The sequence below is a fragment of the Leptonema illini DSM 21528 genome (genome assembly GCF_000243335.1).
GTDB lineage: Bacteria > Spirochaetota > Leptospiria > Leptospirales > Leptonemataceae > Leptonema > Leptonema illini.
The window spans coordinates 2562977-2580119 of record NZ_JH597773.1; the positions used below are offsets into that span (position 1 = coordinate 2562977).

Consider the following 17143-nt stretch of genomic DNA (forward strand, 5'->3'; position numbering starts at 1 on the left):
TCTTATAAGCCGTCCTTGTCGCGCTGCGGGCGTCGCATGAGAGGGGTTTTATCTTTCAGCGTCGAGGGCGTTAACACCGGGAAGGCCTTTTCCATGATTTCAAGGAAATTCAGCATTGACGATCCGGCAAGCAAAGACAGCTCCGGGTATTTGCTGACCCAGAAACTGAAGATCTGCACGGGCGAATGCGGAATATCTCCTTTACCGTCACGGTCAAGGTCAAACCCCTGATAGCGGTCCCAGTAGTTGCCGTCGTAGTCGTTTGTGTTATCCCGCGTATTGGTCGCCACATCGAACGTATTGCGAAAGAAGATATTTCCGTGAAACGTATTTTTCTGCGCGTTGCCGAACACCTCAAGGGCCCGTCCATTCTGAACGAAGAGATTCTCTTCCACCCTGTTGCGCGAAGAGTTATCGGCCAGCACGCCCGTCGTGTTGCGCGTGAGCGTATTTCTCTTCACGACACTGTCGGTTATGTCTTTCAAAAGCAATCCCTGCATACTCGGCCCCTGGCTGTCGTTAAATGCGTTACCCACAAGCTCAAGGTGTCGCGAATACATAAGAGCCGTTCCTGTCGCATTCTGATAAAACCGATTCCCTTCGATATGCGAGCGATGACAGAACATGAAATGTAAACCGTAGCGAATGTTTGAGAGAGCGGAATTATCTTTAACCACGAGATTCTCTGAGAACTCAAAATAGATGCCGTCACGATGAGAGATGACCGTATTACCGAAAAGACTGTTGTTGCTGCTGTACCACAGATGGATGCCGTTTCCGCCGAGCACCTCGTCTTTCGCGTTACCAAGCGATACGTTCCGCTCGATCAAACACCTCTCGCTTCGTGCAAGATAGATGCCGTAGGTGGCGTTGCGAAGTACGTTAAAGCGCAATCTGCAATCATGCACGGATTCACCGTGAATAGACGCAAACTCCTTCATATCGCTGACGCCTGGATTCTCGATGATCAGACCTTCGATCGTAATCCCGTCGGCCAGCATGTCGATCACATGCCCCTTGCTCTCGCCATCAAGCGTCGCTCCGTTGATGCCTCTGAGAGTGATCGAACGATCGATCGCGAGCGTACCGACTTGATGCAGGCCGCCATCGATCAAAACCGTATCGCCGTCACGCGATGCCGCTATGGCCTCACCCGGCGACGTAAACTCACAACCAGCGCAAACGCGAAGCTCGCGTCCCTGCGCTGCAAGAGGGCAGAGGCTCAAAAGAAAGAGCGTTCCTGACATCCATGTTGCAATCCTTTTCACGGAATCTCCCTCCTCATTAAGAGCCGGTCCTGAAACCCAGGAAGGGCTTCAGGACCGAGACGGTTTTTGGAGCAAAGCCCCTGTATATGCTCTACTCAATGATTGCCGTGATCGTGCATGCTGCGCTTCCAATCATCGGCGACAGCCTTCAGTTCATCAGGCCGTAACTCGCGGCCGCCGTATTCGGCAATCGCCTTTGCAACCTGCTCCTCTGTTCCGTACGCGGCAAGATAGGCTCCCATCGGTGAGGCAAGACGCTCGGACTTAACATAGAGCGCCTTCTCGCGTTCGATGAACTGATCGGGCTGAGCGACGTTCTTCACATAGGCATGGGCGACCTTCTGGTCGGCGTTTTCGATGATCCAGGCTTCCATGCATTCGATGCTATCAAAGTGATATCGCTTTCCTTTTTCAGTGATCAGCTGCGCGTTAAAACGCATATCGGCCACATCCATGCGACAGTGCGCGCATCGCTCCTGCCCCGGATTGACGACGATCGGCCCGTCCGGAGCACAGGAAACGGCGAATAGCAGTAAGAATCCGATAGCAGCCGATCGGGCAGCATTGAGAATCATGCGACCCCCTTTTTCTTCTCCGTATAAAGGATAAACACCAGGATACCGACCGCAACAAAAAGCAGAATCGCGCCGAAATGCGGAATACTGCATGCCTCGATATTCAGAAGCGTCTTACACCCGAGCAGCGGCGGCTGATAGGTCATACCGGGAACGATGATCGGAGCGTCGGGATTCAGGTTATGACCGTAGTTGTACTCCCATCTCCAGAAGTCATACAGACCGGCGATGGCGACAAGACCCAGATTGATAATTCCAAGAAGGATCATATACGCTCTCGGCCAGAGGAACGTGACAAGAGCACCGAAGATCATATAGCCGAGCACATAGGGCATAAATGCCAGCTCGGGAATGGATTCTTCGACGATCTCCGCCATACCGATATAGTGGTTCAACAGGTTGATGTTCTTTAAATCGTGCGGCGTGCCGCCCTGAATGGCATGTACGTAGATACTCATGCTCAATCCCTCCGGATACTGCGGAGCGGTCAGGCTGATGTACCACAACGGAACAAAATATACGACGGCCATAAGCGCCGCGATGACGAGGATCAGATTGCGATGAAGAGGGCTTATCTTATTGTTGAGAAATTTCATGACACACCTCCGGTGCATGAGAAAGAACGGGGGCTTTCGCCCCCGTGAGAATCAGCGAGAGACGCGGATGTACTGCTGCATCTCCTGATGGAGCGCAGAACAGAAGTCCGTGCAATAGAATGGATATACGCCAGGCTGCTTCGGCTCATATTTCACCGTCAGCGTCTGACCCGGCATGATCAGAATGTTCGGAAGCGGTGCGCCATAGATGGCGAAACCGTGAGGAATATCGAAGTCCTGCTCCAGGTTCGTTACGTGGAAGTAGGCGACGTCACCGACGCGCAGGTCGACGATATCGGGCTTGAAGTGCGAGCGGATCGACGTCATGTAGACATGAACGACGTTACCCTGACGCACAACCTTCGCTTCTTTTTCGGATTTTGCAGCGTAAGGATGCTCGTTCTTTTCAAGCTCGAAAATCTGCTTCGTCTTATCTTTGATAAGAGCGGCAGGAATCATCTGCGCATAGTGAGGCTCACCCAGCGTCGGGAAGTCCAGCAGAAGCTCTGCTTTGCTGCCCGAGATGTCCCACAGCTGTGCGGACTGCACGAGCTCGGGGCCGGTAGGCAGATAGCGGTCCTTCGTGATCTTGTTCAGCGAAACCAGATACTTGCCGTAAGGTTTAGCCGAATCGCCGCCGACGATGCTCAGGTGACCGATCGAATACCATGCGGGCATATTCTGAACGACTTCCCAGCTTCCGAGCTTCCATTTCACGACTTCGGACGTTACGAAGCAGGAGGTATAGGCGTAGCCTTTACCGTCAAACTCCGTATGCAGAGGACCGAGGCAGGGCTTCTGCACTTCGCCGGCCAGAGTCGATTCATACTTCAGAACGGGAATTCCCATACGCTCATCGGTGAAGTTCGACTTATCTTCGATGGCCTTGATCATCTTAGAGTAGGAGTGAACCGGAATTACTGTCGCAAGCTTACCGCCACCGACGATGTATTCACCGGTCGGGTCGACGTCGACGCCATGCGGACTTTTCGGAGTCGGCATGTAGAACATGATGCCCGGACAGTCGGTCGGATTCAGCATCTTCACGGTGGCGACCTTTTCGGACGTTGCCGGTTTGCTGTTATGACCGCGACGGTTGATTACGTGTGGTCCCGGAACGGTGCGCGCCTTGCCCTGATCGACGCAGGCCTCGGCCTTCTTCCAGTTGAAAGCGAGGATGAAGTCTTTGTCGTTCTTCGATGCTTCGATTTCGAGCATCTTGTGGGCCTGCTCGGTGTTATACGTGGTGAAGAAGCACCAATCGGTCGACGGGCCTTTACCACAATGCGAGAGGTCGTAGTTATAACCCGGCACAAGAACCTGAGCCTTAACGCTCAGCGCACCGGTCTTCTTGTCGATGGCAACCATCGTGATTGTTCCGTTGAATTCGCCTTTACCGTAGCTTTCTACGGGAATGTCGCGCTGCGGAATCGGAATAGAGAAACGCGTGGCGGCCATCGCATACTCCGTGTTCTCGGTTAAGAAAGGAGAGGCGTGGTTACCGGCGCTGTTCGGGATCTCGATGATCTCTTCGGTTTCGAACGTTTCGAGGCCGATTCGGGCGATACGAGGGGTGTTATTACCGTTGATAAAGAGCCAGCGGCCGTCCTGTTCGCCTTTGGTCTGTGACGCCTGAAGGTGGTGGCTGTCATCCCACGGAAGAAACCCGTGCGACGTATTCAGCATCATCTTCGTTTCTTCGTCAAAACCGTAGCCGTTCTCAGTCCATACGGAGAACACCGGAATGACCTTGATCAGACGGCCCGAGGGAATGCCCTGAACGCCGACCTGTCCGTTAAAGCCGCCGGAGGTAAAGAGGTAAACCTCGTCTTTATCTCCCGGAGCGACATACACACGCTGTGCCGCATCGCTGGCCAGCATCTCTTTTCCGCCCTTGCCGCCGCATGCTACGACGGAAAAGATGGCGGAAGCAAGTACCAGAACAGAGACTGCACCTGTTCTGAATATTGTCCTGTCAGTCTTCATTTTTTGTACTCTTGAACCCTTGATTTAAACCTTTAAAAAATCGGTTCGCGGTTCCTGTTATCCTGTCTGCTTTCTGTGTTTGTGGCTCCGGATCTCCTGCGAGCTCCGGAGCTTTCTAAAAATTTATGTAAAGAGAACAAACACGGGGCTATTGCGCCCCGTCCACCTTGCGGAAGTATTCGAGAAGGGCTCTGGCCTCTTCTTCGCCTACGTTCTGATTCGTCATCTGAGCCATGTATTCACCAAGCAGCTCTTTCGCCGTCGGATCTTTCTGCGTCATCTCAACGGGGTTGATGATCATGTTCATAACCCATTCCGGAGAACGACGGGTCGTAACGCCTTTCATGGCCGGACCGACATACCGTTCATCGATCTTATGGCAGGCCGAACATTTGTCGTTAAAAAGCTTCTCGCCTTTCGCAGCCATAGCGGCGTCAAGGGCGCCGATCGTTACGGATTGCACCGGTCCAATTCCTTTGGACGAAGCCGGCTCTTCTTTTTTTGCATCTTCAGCTGGCTTGCTGCACGCGGCAAGTGCAAGGACCGCGATAACCAGAACTGCTCTTTTCATCTGGATCTCCTGTTTTTTTACAGCCGGCCTATGTTTCGCATGAACCGGACAGTTATTTAGTACTTTCAAGTCTTCAATGCTCACTATATCACAAACCGCCGGCACCGTCAATCTTTTCCGCGAAACCGGATGTTTTCGGTTCGCATTTTCTTTTTGTTTCGACCCTGAACTTCGCATTGCATCGAACCCTGCGGGCCTCTCCTGAGCGGAACTTAGAATCCATATCAGGAATTACCCAATACGAACACGGTTTGCGCAAGATGTAAACAAAATTACCGAAAAACAGGGCAGTTTTGCCGTTTCTTTCATCGAAATATTGCGATGAATACTCTCTTCCACGGGCCCCGTCGTTGCGATTCGATCTGCCTGTAGCGCTCTTTAAGTCTCTCTATATGAAGGAACGATAGCAGGCGAACTCAATACACCGTTCGAAAAACGAGATGCTTCTGAAAGAGGGCAGCGCGTATCTGGCTGCATGACTCTGCTCCGCCGTATATTTGCGCCGGCACCGGCCATTCCGAGACTGCCTGATTCTGAGATTCCCTCTAAGTATCAACACTATCGCTGGCAGATCCTTGAATCTACGTTCATCGGTTATGCAGTCTATTACCTTGTGCGAAACAACCTGCCCGTAGTCGGCAAAGAGATGAGCGCCGAGCTTCATTATTCGTACGAGATGCTCGGTAACATCCTCGCGGCGACGGCGCTTTCTTACGGCCTCGGCAAGTTTGTGATGGGCATACTTTCAGATCGCAGCAACCCAAGGGTTTTCATGGCCTTCGGTCTTGCGCTCACCGCCATCATCAACGTTCTCTTCGGCGCCTCTTCTGATTATTCGCTGCAGATTGTTCTCTGGGCCGTGAACGGCTTCGTTCAGGGCATGGGCTGGCCGCCTTGCGGACGATCTCTCGGCCACTGGTTCTCTATTAAAGAGAGGGGCACCTATTTTGCCATCTGGAACATCGCCCATAATATCGGCGGTGGCCTTGTCGGTATGGTCGCCGCGCAGAGCGCTCTTTACTTCGGATGGCGATCGGCCTTCTATATTCCGGCGGCAATCGCCGCCGTCGGCGCCGTTTATCTGTTTCTTCGTCTGCGCGATACACCTCAATCGGTGGGATTGCCTCCCATCGAGGACTTCAAGCCCGAGGATTACAAAGATGCGAAGGTCGATGAAGACGCGGAACGCGAACGTACGACCTATGAGCTGCTCTTCAAAGACGTTCTCTCGAATCCCGTGCTCTGGCTTTTCGCCTCGGCCAACTTTTTCGTATATATAGTGCGCTATGGCCTTCTCGACTGGGGGCCGACTTATTTGAAGGCCGCGAAAGGCGCCTCCCTGAGTGACGGCGGCTGGTCGACGCTCATCTATGAATTCGCCGGCATCATCAGCACGCTTCTTATGGGATGGCTGTCGGATCGCCTGGGCGGTCGACGCGGCATGGTCAGCCTGCTCTGCCTTCTGCCCATATCGGGCTCTCTCGCCGGAATATACATGACGCCGCCGGGCTATCTGTGGCTTGATCTGCTCTTCTTTTCGATTATCGGATTTTTTATTTATCCGCCCGTGATGCTGCTCGGTGTGGCCGGGCTTGATTTCACGTCGAAGAAGGCTGTCGGAACGGCGGCGGGTTTTATCGGCTTCTTCGGCTACGCCGGACGTACCTTCGAAGGCAAGATTCTCGGTATGCTTGCCGACGGTCCCGGCTGGAATGCCGTCCTTCTCTTTCTTGGCGGCAGCCTTCTCGGCGCGATTCTGCTTCTTCTTTTCACCTGGAATCTGAAGCCGAAACAGTGAACCGGGCAATCACGTCGATCAGGGCCTGACGTCGCACCGGCTTGCTTATGTGCTCGTTCATGCCGGCGGCCAGACAGCGATTTCGCTCTTCGGTCATGGCATGTGCGGTTAACGCGACAACGGGGCCTGCGTAGCCCAATCGCCGCAGTTCTTGTGTAGCGCGAAGCCCGTCCATCACCGGCATCTGCACGTCCATAAAGATGATGTCAAAGGGGGCGGCCTGAGCGGCAATCACGGCCTCCTGCCCGTTTGAGGCGAGCTCGACGGTGCACCCTGTCGATTCCAGCATGTGGCGGATCAATATCTGTAAATCGGGAGAGTCCTCGGCAAGCAACACACGAAGCGATTCCCGACCGTTCTCTGTACTCGAGCGGACATCGGTCGCCTCTGTGATTTCATGGATGCAGTGAGCGGCGGGAATGCGAAGCTGCACCGTAAACGTCGATCCGCGTCCCGGCTCGCTTTCGAGTTCGATATGCCCGCCCAGCGCCGCTGCCAGACGAGACGAGATGGCCAGGCCGAGACCCGTTCCTCCAAAGCTGCGACTGACCGTGCTATTCCCCTGCACAAAAGGTTGAAACAGCCTCTCGCGCTCCGGGCCCGATATTCCGGGGCCCGTATCACGGATCGTAAAACGCAGTTCGCAGCAGTCGTGCATTTCGGTCGAACTCATGGCAACGCTGACGTATCCGTGTTCGGTAAATTTAATCGCGTTCCCGATGAGGTTTACGAGAATCTGCCGCAATCGCAGCGGATCGGACTTTATCACCACCGGAGCGCCCGGATCAACGGCGACATGAAAGGCCAGGCCTTTTTGCTCGGCTCGCATCGAAAACAGCTCGGCCATTTCATTCATCATCTCTGAAAGATATATATCGACCGGCTCGACGGTTAACCTTCCCGACTCGATACGCGAGATATCGAGAATATCATCCAGAATTTGCAACAGATGTTCGCCGTTGCGACGGATGGTACGAACGTAGCTCCTTTTGGTAGATGGTTCGAGCGAATCCGACTCAAGCAGGTCGGCGTATCCAAGAATGGCCGACATCGGCGTGCGGATTTCATGGCTCATATTGGCAAGGAATTCGCTCTTTAACCGACTCGCCTCTTCGGAGCGCATCCGCTCCTGCATCAACTGATGCATGATGCGTCGTTTCTCTTCGATCACGGCCCCCAGCAACAGGGTCGAAAGGGCGGTAAAAAAAAGATAGGTATGCAGAAAGATAAGACTCTCATGAACGTCTTCACGCTGAAAGGGCCCGAATCCGCGAAGCGTGCTCCAGACCGAAAAAACGGCCGTGAGAAAGAGAGCGACCGAGGCGCCGCGCGATCCGAAGCGAACGGAAAGCCAGATCATGAAAGGAAAGAGCAGATAGATGAGCGGATAACCAGAAAGCTGGCCGAACGGACCGATGAATACGACGTCCCCGACTGCGGCCAGTATGGCAAGCGAAAGCACCCATTCGGTCAGACGACGCCAGTCGAGACGCTGCGACGGCCTCTGTGAATAAACCAGCAGCAGAGGCAGAAGAAGCAGGATTCCCATGCCGTCGCCCACCCACCAGACGAGGGCGATGCTCAGCGCAGCCTCGGCCGGAGCGATTCCCGAAAACACAAGCGTCGCCGTTCCCCAGCAGGCGCTGATGATCGGCGCAATCGAGCCTCCCCAGAAGAGAATCGCCATCACGTCTCGCACGCGAGAGAGGTCATGATGAATGCGAAAGCGATGGCCGAGAAAGTACCAGGCGACGACGATGGCAGCCGTTTTGCCGACGGCGATGGAGGCGGCCACGGCCGCCTGGTTCCCGTTCCAGAGGTTGACGATCAGTGCGCCGGCAAAGACGGCCGGCCAGTAACGAATCCCGAACAGAAGAAGGGCGGCCGTAGCAATTCCGGTCGGCGGCCAGACCAGGGTTACATTGGAATTCACGAACGAAAGCTGAAGCCCGAGTCGGCCGGTGACGGCATAGGCCAGGACAACGCCGACAAAAACCACGACGGGGTTTTTCCATAGAACGCGCACAGTCATATCTTATCTTTTTAAAAGCAAGAGATCAGGTTGACATACCGGCCCGGGCAAACAGCATGCGCGACATGATCTTTCGTGCCTTTATTCTTGTGACGCTCATTGCCGCGACTTTCCGATGCAGTTCTGATGTCGATGTGAGCCTGCCTCCGGTCGAAGAGACCCCGTATTCGGGAGAGCTCATCGGCCCGCCCGATACGATGGCCGACTCGCAAGCCGTAAAAGGCGGCGTCTACAGCGTATGGGGGTCATCCTATCCGCGATCGCTGAACGCCTTTGTCGATAATAACAGCACATCTTCTGACATCATGGGCCTGCAATTCGAATCCCTTGTCGTCATGGATTCGGCAAAAGAGGAGCCTATCGGCATACTGGCCGAGTCGTGGACCGTATCGCCCGATCGGCGTACCTTCACATTCAAGCTGCGGCCCGAGGCGCAGTGGAGCGACGGCCGCCCCATCACGTCAAAAGACTTCGTCTTCTATTACGATACGATCATGAATCCGAAAAACCTGACGACGGTCTTTCGCATCGATCTGAGTCGCTTTGAAAGGCCCGAGGCGCCCGACGATCGCACGCTCATCATGAAGGCAAAAGAGCCCCACTGGCGCAACTTCTGGGCCGTGGCGGGCATGACGGCGCTGCCCGCTCACGATCTCGAAGGCAAGGACTTCAACAGAGTCGATACGTTCTCGGTCACAAGCGGCCCGTATCAGGTCGCAGAGAATAAGGTGAATCGATTCGTGCTGTTAAAACGTCAGCCGAACTGGTGGGGACGAAAGCTGCGTTATAACGCCGGCAAGTATAACTTCGACTACATTCGTTATCGTTTCATGGAAGATCGCGACAAGGCGCTTGAAACCTTTAAAGGCGGCATGTTCGACGCCTATGCCATTTACACGGCGAAGATCTGGGCCCTGCAGACCGATTTCGATCAGGTGAAGAAGAACTGGATCATAAAACAGACCATTCATAACCGCGAGCCCCGCGGATTTCAGGGCTTTGCCATCAACCTGCGCCGCGAGAGGTTTCAGGATCTGCGCGTGCGTCAGGCGCTCGGGCTCTTGCTCAATCGTCAGACGATGAACGAAAAGCTGATGTATGGCCAGTATATACTGCTCAATTCCTATTTCCCCGATCTCTATCCCGGATACGTGAATCCGGCACGGCCCGTGACGGCGTATAACCCCGAGAAAGCGGCCGCCCTTTTCGCCGAGGCCGGTTATAAGGTCAACGCCCAGGGAAAACTCGAGAAAAACGGACAGGTGCTCAAGGTGAGCTTCCTGACGTCGATGACCGATCTGCGTCATCTCAATCTTTACGTTGAAGATCTGAAAAAGGTGGGCATCGACGCCAGTATCGAGCAGCTCAGCCAGTCCAGCATTCGCGACCGTCTGAATAACTATGACTACGATCTTTACTGGATCAGCTGGGGTTCGGGCCGACTGAAAGATCCCGAAAGCGCCTATGACTCGAAGCAGGCCGATATTCAGGCCGGCAACAACCTGCCCGGCGTCAAAGACGCTAAGGTCGACGCCTTGATAGAATCGCTGAAACAGGAAACCAACTCCGACCGTCGCACGGCTCTCTTAAAGCAGCTCGATGATCGCCTTGTGGAGTTGCAGCCCTATATCCTTCTCTGGCAGAGCGATGCCACGCGCATCCTCTACTGGAACAAGTTCGGTCACCCCGAAAAGCCGTTCGGCCTCTATAACAGAGAAGATGCAATCCAGGTCTACTGGTGGTATGACGCCGATAAATCAAAGGCGCTTGAAGAAGCCATGAAAAACGGCACAGCCCTGCCCGCCGAACCCGCTGAGATCAGAGAGTAACCCTCCCCTTCCTCAGTAAGAGCCCCAGGTTCTTACCGAGGAAGGCCCGAATCAGTCTACCAGAACCGGATTTGACGTTGCAGGTGCGGCCATGCGAGCATGCGCCTTCAGGTCGGCGGAAAGCTTCATGCCGATCCAGAGCATCATCAAAGGAATCGTCGCCCATTTACCGATCAGTACGATTCCGCCCATGAAGACCATGAAGCCGACGATGATGAAGATATGCATGAGAAAGATACGCCCGTAAGGGCGGAACATGTACTCCATGGGGATGGTTTGCGCCATTCTACCGGTTGCCACATCGTGCTTGAAAAAACTGAATCCGTGACTCAGAACAAGAAAAAAGACGGCCGGAAAGATCGAACGCTTCGAAAACCAGTGTTCGGGCTGCAATCCCGTTCGCTCTACGACATAAAGAAAAAGGTTCAGCGGCAAGAACCCATCCCCTTCAAAAACGGAATTCATTCCATCCATCGAAACGTTATCCGAAAGCGGAGACGAGCCCTGCATGACGCTTTGTAAAAAGGTATCCAGCAGAGCGAGAAAGATGCCGTGCCCGAAGTTAAAACCGCCATAATGCACGGTAAAAAAGGCCGCCGAAAAGAGGGATAAGCCGAGCATGCCCCATCGCAAGGCGTCGTTCTCGCGCCGCACCAGGCCCGACCCGAGAATACCAAGCAGCGTGAAAAAGCCGACGATCAGGCTTTCCAGCCAGTAGAGATACAGGATCTCAGATGGATTCCACCCTGCGAAGATCACGCCGAGAAGCGGAACGACGTTTGCAATAAGAAGCGCCACGCCCGTGACGCGCACATCGCGCGACGAGTGATACAGGGCCGGCGCAAGGGCCTGAAGCATACGGACAACAACAAACATAACGGCATTCTTGCCACGCTGCGACCGAGGCAAGCGGAATCAGAGCCGATCGATTCCTATAGAATCGACCATGTCGTGAGCTTGAAGAGGATAGACCGAAAAAAAAACCATACCAGGCTAAAGAAATGACTTGATAACGTCCCGGAATAACCGCAAAGTTACAAAGCAAAGAAAGCAGATTTCACTAATCTGCCGAAACGACATGAAACTATACCTGGACAACTGCTGCTTCAACCGCCCCTTTGATGATCAGGAGCAGGTTCGAATCCGCCTTGAAGCAGAGGCAAAACTGGAAATCCAATCGAGAATAAAAAAAGGGCAGCTGATTCTTGCCTGGTCCTTCATGCTTGACTTTGAGAATAGCCAGAATGTTGACGCCTTGAAAACGAAAGAGATAGCTCGCTGGGCCGATGTGGCACAGGACTTTTTTACTGGCTCAACAAAAACACTGGAGCTCTCCCTCGAAATTATGGGATGCGGCATCAAGAAAAAGGACGCTGTCCATCTGGCTTGCGCCATCGAAAGCGAGTGTGATTATTTCCTGACGACCGATGATGGCATTCTCAAAAGGAAAGATGCGATCAAACAAATTGTCATAATCAATCCCGTGGATTTTATTATTCTGACAGAGAGCAGCTGATAATGAAAAGCGATCAACAGATACGAAAAGAAGGTTTCGATATCCTCTTTAAGAACATGGACAATGTGGAGGCAGAGAGGTTTATTGCGCTCATCAACAGGGAGAGATTTGATTATACGAAATGGCGACAGCCTCTTTTTGAAGACATGACACCTGAAGAGATCATTCAGAAAGGGCAACAGTATGCAAAAGACCTTCGAAAGATCAAGACATAACCTTCTGATCATGCGATTCAACAACTAAGAGCCGGTTCCGTCTCACCCCCCCAAAACAACCGACGGGAGGGTGAGACGTGTTCTAACAGGGAAAACCATGTATCGAAAACCGAAAAACCCATAGCCTAAAACACGATGCCGGCCTCGATTCCGATGCCGCGAATATACCCCTCGGCTTCAGGATACGGAGCCGGATTCTTCATCTTTTCGAGCAGAAAAGGCGTGAGGTCGGGCTGGCCGCCGCTTGCAAGCGTTAACGCCGCATTCATCTTCTCCAGGCCGTTACCCGTGCGCATCTCGGCCGACGAAATGGTCAGATGTTCCTGTCTCATGCGTGCGAAAAGGCGGACGCGAATATCGTAAATGGTGATCGCATACCCGGCCTCCAGATCAAGACGGCGGGCATTCATCTCGGAGTTGCCTCTCACATGCGACTCCGAGATCAGCGGCGTGCCGCTGACGTCGATGATGGCCTTCTCTTCATGCTTCAGGTAACCTCCGCCTTTGCCGGCCGAGGCGATGATACGCACGTCCAGTGCATGAATATCAAGAAACGGATACACATAGCCGACACCCAGATGAAGATAACCCGTTCCCTCGCTGTATTCGGTCGACGAATTACGAAGCTGAATGCCATGAGCAGGGAAGAGCGGATTGACCGTACTCGGGTCAAGGCTTCCCGTCGTGTCCGTCTGTCGCAGACCGTTTTTCGCCGCCATGTGCGACGCAGAGAGTCCGCCACCGATCAGAAGATGCAGATGATCGAGATAGTTCTGCGTGAACGGATAGAGCTTCCAGAGCAGATCGTATTCGGCCGAACGCAGTCGCGGCGTGTCTTTCAACTCTATCGAATCAACGTGACTTGTATAGGGAAGATTCGTCACTCCATCAAAGACGCTGCCGATCGAGTTCTCCTGACCGAACACATAGTACGGCGAACCGTTTGCATCAAGATAACCGAACGTATGCACCCATCCCGTTCTGCTACGATGTCTGTGTGTTTCATAGCGCAGCTCGCGAAATGCGGTAAAGGGAAGCTGCACGGCTCCAGGATCAGATACGGCATTAAAGGAAAGCCCGCCCTTGATTATGCGATTTGCATCGCCTACATACGGCAGCCGACTGCCGTTACGCAGCACGGCCGACTGCATGGTATAACGCCCCGTACGCACGGTGAGTACCGATGTTGTGATCTCGTTCTCTTCTTCGAGCTGCTCCGTCGATTGATCGACCGATGCCTTCGATTCCTCAAGCTTGCGGGATTCTTCGGCTGCTTTACGCTGTTCCTCTTCGAGCCGCTTCGCCTCTTCGATGGCCTTATTCCTGGCCTCCGCCTCGGCCGCTTCAGCGGCAAGCCTCTCGGCCTTTTTCTTCTCTTCGGCAAGCCGCACGGCCTCCGCTTCGGCCTTCTTCTTTTCTTCTGCAAGCCGCTGGCTTTCGGCGCGTTGCCTTGCGATCTCTGCATCGCGGGCAAGACGCCGGTTTCTCTCTTCGGTCTGTTTTACCGGATCGCCATATTCGATACGCAGGATCTGCCCCTTCGGTAAGACCTGCCGCCCGCCTTCGCTAACAAGTGAGATGGTCGTGGCGCTCTGCGCATCGATCCGCCCGATCAGCATGCGGCCATCGCGCATGTAGACCATGTCGGCAAGAAGAGATGCCGGCAGAAGAAACAGGACGCAGAGGGCCCAGATTATTGTCGCAGGGTGAACGGATCGATTATAGCGCATGTTGCATTCTGAAATTCCGTCCAGAAAATGCCAGTGCTTTTTGAATTTTTTCGCCAGAACGCCCATGCCTTCTCGCCATCATTCTCAGGAAAGGATCTGTAAAATGAAATTGACGCTGCAAAAGAGAACAGTTTCCGTTCCACCCCATGAAACGATTGTCTCTTCTCATCGCCGTGCTTTTTGCGATCTCGCTCTGCCAGTGCAAAAAAGACGACCCCGCCCCCGAAAAACGAACAGATGTTCTTTATACGGCATACGTTGATACGCCATCCGGGCTTCGCATGCGAACGCAGATCGGCGGAGAGGTGATCAGCACTCTTTCTGATACGGCGGAGCTGCTTGTTCTTGAAGAGGGCAAAGAAGAAACCATCGACGACCAGCCTGGAAAGTGGCTGCGCGTGGAGGCCGAAGGCAGCGAAGGCTGGGTCTTTGGCGGTTTTACCTCGGCCAACCGACCCGACGTGCAGACAAGCGGCCGGCTCATGGTACGCAACGTTCATATCGATGATCCACGCGTCCAACCGCATAACTCCATCACCGTATATCTGGCGCAGGGCGGAAAGTGGATGCCCTATTCCTCCATCTTTCCCGGCGACGGCAATGGATCCTTTGGTTATCCGTCGCATACCGTCTCGCTTGCCGATATCGACAATTCCGGAACGCCCGACATCATCGTCAGCGGAGACTGCTGCGGCAACGGATTTGTAAGTGTTGTTCTGTCGAATGCTGACGGATCTCTGAGCACAGGCACCTCTATCGAAGGCTGCGAGCAGGGAATGGCAGATCAGTGCAAGGGCATACCTCAGGTGCAGTCGACCGGCGCCTGCGATCAGACGATCATAAGCATGGGCGAAAGCAGATACGCCTACTCCTGTAATACCGGCACGTTTATTGAGGCGCAATAGGCCATTCTCTGGAGCAGCAGCAAAAGCAATCCGGGGGGCCGGCCTTCTATTTCAGATCTTTCTTTAGAAAGATGCAGTCATACCCCTCCGGATAATCATGGATGCGGCCGAACTCCGAATATGCCAGCCGGGTATAAAAGGCCGGCGCCTGAAAGCCGAAACTGTAGCCGAAGATGACTGTGCATCGATGCTGTCTTGCCAGCTCTTCCACTCGCTCAAGCATCTGCGTGCCCAGGCCGGCCGAGCGGTGTTTCTCGTCGACATAGAGATACTGTAAGTTGCATCCGCGAAAGAAGATGTAGGCCATGAAGGCGGCGATCAGAGTATCGCCCTCTTTCAGAAGCCCTGCATAAAAAGCCGTCTCTTGCATATCTGCGCGGGCCAGCCGCGCCAGTCCAACTTCGTGCAGACGCCTCCAGAGGTCGGCGACCAGCTCTTCGTCGGGCGATGAGATGAGTTCGAACTTCATAGCAAGAAGAAGCGGCACATATAGCGGAACGGCGAACGTTCCTTTTCCTTCACTCAATCCCCCCTCTCTGGAACCTGCCATTTGCATCGATTCGATACATGAGCTTTTCTTCTTATAGATCTATGCGAATCACTCCATCAGAATACAGCCGCCCGCTCTGATACCGTCGCCTCGCCGCAGTCGCATGCTTCAACCTAAGCTCACATATTCCTCGATGTCAATCGCTTCAAGGAATTCCATATCGTGACTGATTACGATCAGAGCTCCTTTATAAGCAAGCAGGGCTCGCTCCAGCTCTTCCCGGGCGCGTTGATCGAGATCGTTCGTAGGCTCGTCGAAAAGCAGCAGGTCGGCCTTGCAGGCGAAGGCCATCGCAAGGGCCAGGCGCATGCGCTCGCCTCCGCTTAACGATGCGATCGGGCGTCGCTGGATCTCACCCGGAAACCCGGATGCGGCAAGAAGCGTGCGGGCGTCAGGGCCTTGATAGTGAGCGGTAAAAAACTCTACGACGCTCTGCGAGAACGGCGCAAGCAGGCTCAGCTGCTGATCCAGTAAAAGCGGATGTCGCGCCTGACCGATGATCTCGCCCGAGGCGATATGACGGCCGAACAGGATCGCCCCGGCTAACGTCGACTTGCCCGAACCGCACGGACCGACGACGGCGATACGCGAGTCGGCCCGCACGGTGAACGAGAGGCTGCTCGCATTACCGCGACTTAACTGTAACTGCTGCACGGTGATCAGCGGCCTCGATGAGAGAGACGATCCCCCTTGCGGACGCAGATCAAGCGGCCTGCCCTGCGCCAGACGCCGCTCCTTTGCCTCAGCGGCGCTTGCCTCGGCCTCATGCAGAAGACGTTTATGATGCGTCTCAAGCCGGGCCTTCGTATGATCCGCTCTGTTGCGCTGCATATTCACAAGCGACTTCGGATTCTTCTGCGTTCGGTTCACCGCCTCTGCGTGATTGCGACGCGAAACCTGACGGGCCACAGAGGTCTCAAGCCGGCGCTGCGCCGAAGCGGCCCGGCGATCGAGACGCTCCGCCTCGCGAAGACGGGCCTCGGCTTCAAGACGACGCTGCTCCTGATAGAGCTGCCATCCGCCTCCGTATTCTTCAAGGCGGCCGGCCTCCAGATGCGCGATACGGTCGGCCTCGCGAAGCAAACGACGATCATGACTGACGACAAGCAGCGCCCCCTTGAAGCGTCGTAGCAGGGCAAGCAGTCGCCGGAACGACGGCGTATCAAGATGGTTCGTCGGTTCATCAAGCAGTAGCAGATCGGGCTGTGCACGCATCAGCGCTTCGATCCGTTTCGCGCGTAACTCGCCGGCGCTGGCTTGCTCGAACGTCTGCATGTCCGATTCAAACGGATCAGAATCCGACTGAAATAGCAGCTCACAGTGCAGACCACGTCGCTGCGCCTCTTCTTTCAGAAGAGAGAGAAGCGTTGTTTTACCGGCGCCGTTCGGGCCGGTCAGGCAGATAAGCCGCCCTTCTACGAGAGACAGATGTAGATTAGAAAAGAGCGCACCGGCGCTCAGGCTGGAAAATGAAATCATGCAAAACCTCCGGATTCATTGCGAGCCAGCTTCGAAAAGAGGCTCTGAGACTTCTCGTGACGAACGACAGAGGCGCATGGAAGCGTACAATGA

Annotated in this window: 15 protein-coding genes; 5 read left to right on the top strand and 10 right to left on the bottom strand. The window is 54.3% G+C overall.

Features of this window, described 5'->3' with window-relative positions; translation table 11 throughout:
• Positions 1-2 precede the first annotated feature (2 nt).
• The 5 genes from nosD to LEPIL_RS11825 all read right to left on the bottom strand — a co-directional run bounded on the left by nosD (position 3) and on the right by LEPIL_RS11825 (position 4996).
• Positions 3-1268 (bottom strand): nitrous oxide reductase family maturation protein NosD, encoded by a 1266-nt coding sequence (gene nosD / locus LEPIL_RS11805; RefSeq protein WP_002772737.1) that lies wholly within the window; start codon positions 1266-1268, stop codon positions 3-5.
• 95 nt (positions 1269-1363) lie between these two features.
• Entirely contained in the window at positions 1364-1843 is a 480-nt protein-coding gene (locus tag LEPIL_RS11810; RefSeq protein ID WP_002772738.1) for a nitrous oxide reductase accessory protein NosL, read from the bottom strand.
• Positions 1840-2439: a hypothetical protein gene (locus LEPIL_RS11815; protein ID WP_002772739.1), complete on the bottom strand. Its 600-nt coding sequence runs from the start codon at positions 2437-2439 to the stop codon at positions 1840-1842. Before LEPIL_RS11815 ends, LEPIL_RS11810 begins: the two co-directional genes overlap by 4 nt.
• Before the next feature lie 51 nt (positions 2440-2490).
• A complete protein-coding gene (nosZ, locus tag LEPIL_RS11820) occupies positions 2491-4320 on the bottom strand; it encodes a Sec-dependent nitrous-oxide reductase (protein ID WP_211208643.1) in 1830 nt (609 codons plus the stop codon).
• 253 nt (positions 4321-4573) lie between these two features.
• A complete protein-coding gene (locus LEPIL_RS11825) occupies positions 4574-4996 on the bottom strand; it encodes a c-type cytochrome (protein WP_002772742.1) in 423 nt (140 codons plus the stop codon).
• A 475-nt stretch (positions 4997-5471) separates the two neighbouring features.
• Between LEPIL_RS11825 and LEPIL_RS11830 the strand changes: the two genes are divergently transcribed.
• Positions 5472-6794 (top strand): MFS transporter, encoded by a 1323-nt coding sequence (locus LEPIL_RS11830; protein WP_002772743.1) that lies wholly within the window; start codon positions 5472-5474, stop codon positions 6792-6794.
• On the opposite strand, the gene LEPIL_RS22110 is transcribed toward LEPIL_RS11830, so the two are convergent.
• On the bottom strand, positions 6766-8826 hold the full coding sequence (locus tag LEPIL_RS22110; RefSeq protein WP_002772744.1) for an MASE1 domain-containing protein: 2061 nt from the start codon (positions 8824-8826) through the stop codon (positions 6766-6768). The genes LEPIL_RS11830 and LEPIL_RS22110 overlap by 29 nt on opposite strands.
• Positions 8827-8891: 65 nt before the next feature.
• On the opposite strand from LEPIL_RS22110, the gene LEPIL_RS11840 reads away from it, so the two are divergent.
• On the top strand, positions 8892-10655 hold the full coding sequence (locus tag LEPIL_RS11840) for an extracellular solute-binding protein (RefSeq protein ID WP_157135067.1): 1764 nt from the start codon (positions 8892-8894) through the stop codon (positions 10653-10655).
• Between the two features lie 51 nt (positions 10656-10706).
• Here LEPIL_RS11840 and LEPIL_RS11845 read toward each other — a convergent pair whose 3' ends face one another.
• Entirely contained in the window at positions 10707-11531 is an 825-nt protein-coding gene (locus LEPIL_RS11845; RefSeq protein ID WP_002772746.1) for a DUF6498-containing protein, read from the bottom strand.
• 202 nt (positions 11532-11733) lie between these two features.
• Here LEPIL_RS11845 and LEPIL_RS11850 point away from each other — a divergent pair, with 202 nt between their 5' ends.
• A complete protein-coding gene (locus LEPIL_RS11850) occupies positions 11734-12171 on the top strand; it encodes a PIN domain-containing protein (RefSeq protein WP_002772748.1) in 438 nt (145 codons plus the stop codon).
• 2 nt (positions 12172-12173) lie between these two features.
• The gene (locus LEPIL_RS11855) at positions 12174-12386 is read left to right on the top strand and encodes a hypothetical protein (RefSeq protein ID WP_002772749.1); all 213 of its coding nucleotides are present in this window, start codon (positions 12174-12176) and stop codon (positions 12384-12386) included.
• A 125-nt stretch (positions 12387-12511) separates the two neighbouring features.
• Here the strand turns inward: LEPIL_RS11855 and LEPIL_RS11860 are convergent, their stop codons facing one another.
• The gene (locus LEPIL_RS11860; protein ID WP_002772750.1) at positions 12512-14182 is read right to left on the bottom strand and encodes a hypothetical protein; all 1671 of its coding nucleotides are present in this window, start codon (positions 14180-14182) and stop codon (positions 12512-12514) included.
• An 80-nt stretch (positions 14183-14262) separates the two neighbouring features.
• Between LEPIL_RS11860 and LEPIL_RS11865 the strand changes: the two genes are divergently transcribed.
• Positions 14263-15021, top strand: a complete 759-nt coding sequence (locus LEPIL_RS11865) for an SH3 domain-containing protein (protein ID WP_002772751.1) — start codon at positions 14263-14265, stop codon at positions 15019-15021.
• Positions 15022-15067: 46 nt separating this feature from the next.
• Here LEPIL_RS11865 and LEPIL_RS11870 read toward each other — a convergent pair whose 3' ends face one another.
• Both LEPIL_RS11870 and LEPIL_RS11875 read right to left on the bottom strand, forming a co-directional pair.
• Positions 15068-15547, bottom strand: a complete 480-nt coding sequence (locus LEPIL_RS11870) for a GNAT family N-acetyltransferase (protein ID WP_245826826.1) — start codon at positions 15545-15547, stop codon at positions 15068-15070.
• 132 nt (positions 15548-15679) lie between these two features.
• Positions 15680-17050: an ATP-binding cassette domain-containing protein gene (locus LEPIL_RS11875; RefSeq protein ID WP_002772753.1), complete on the bottom strand. Its 1371-nt coding sequence runs from the start codon at positions 17048-17050 to the stop codon at positions 15680-15682.
• Between the last annotated feature and the right edge of the window lie 93 nt (positions 17051-17143).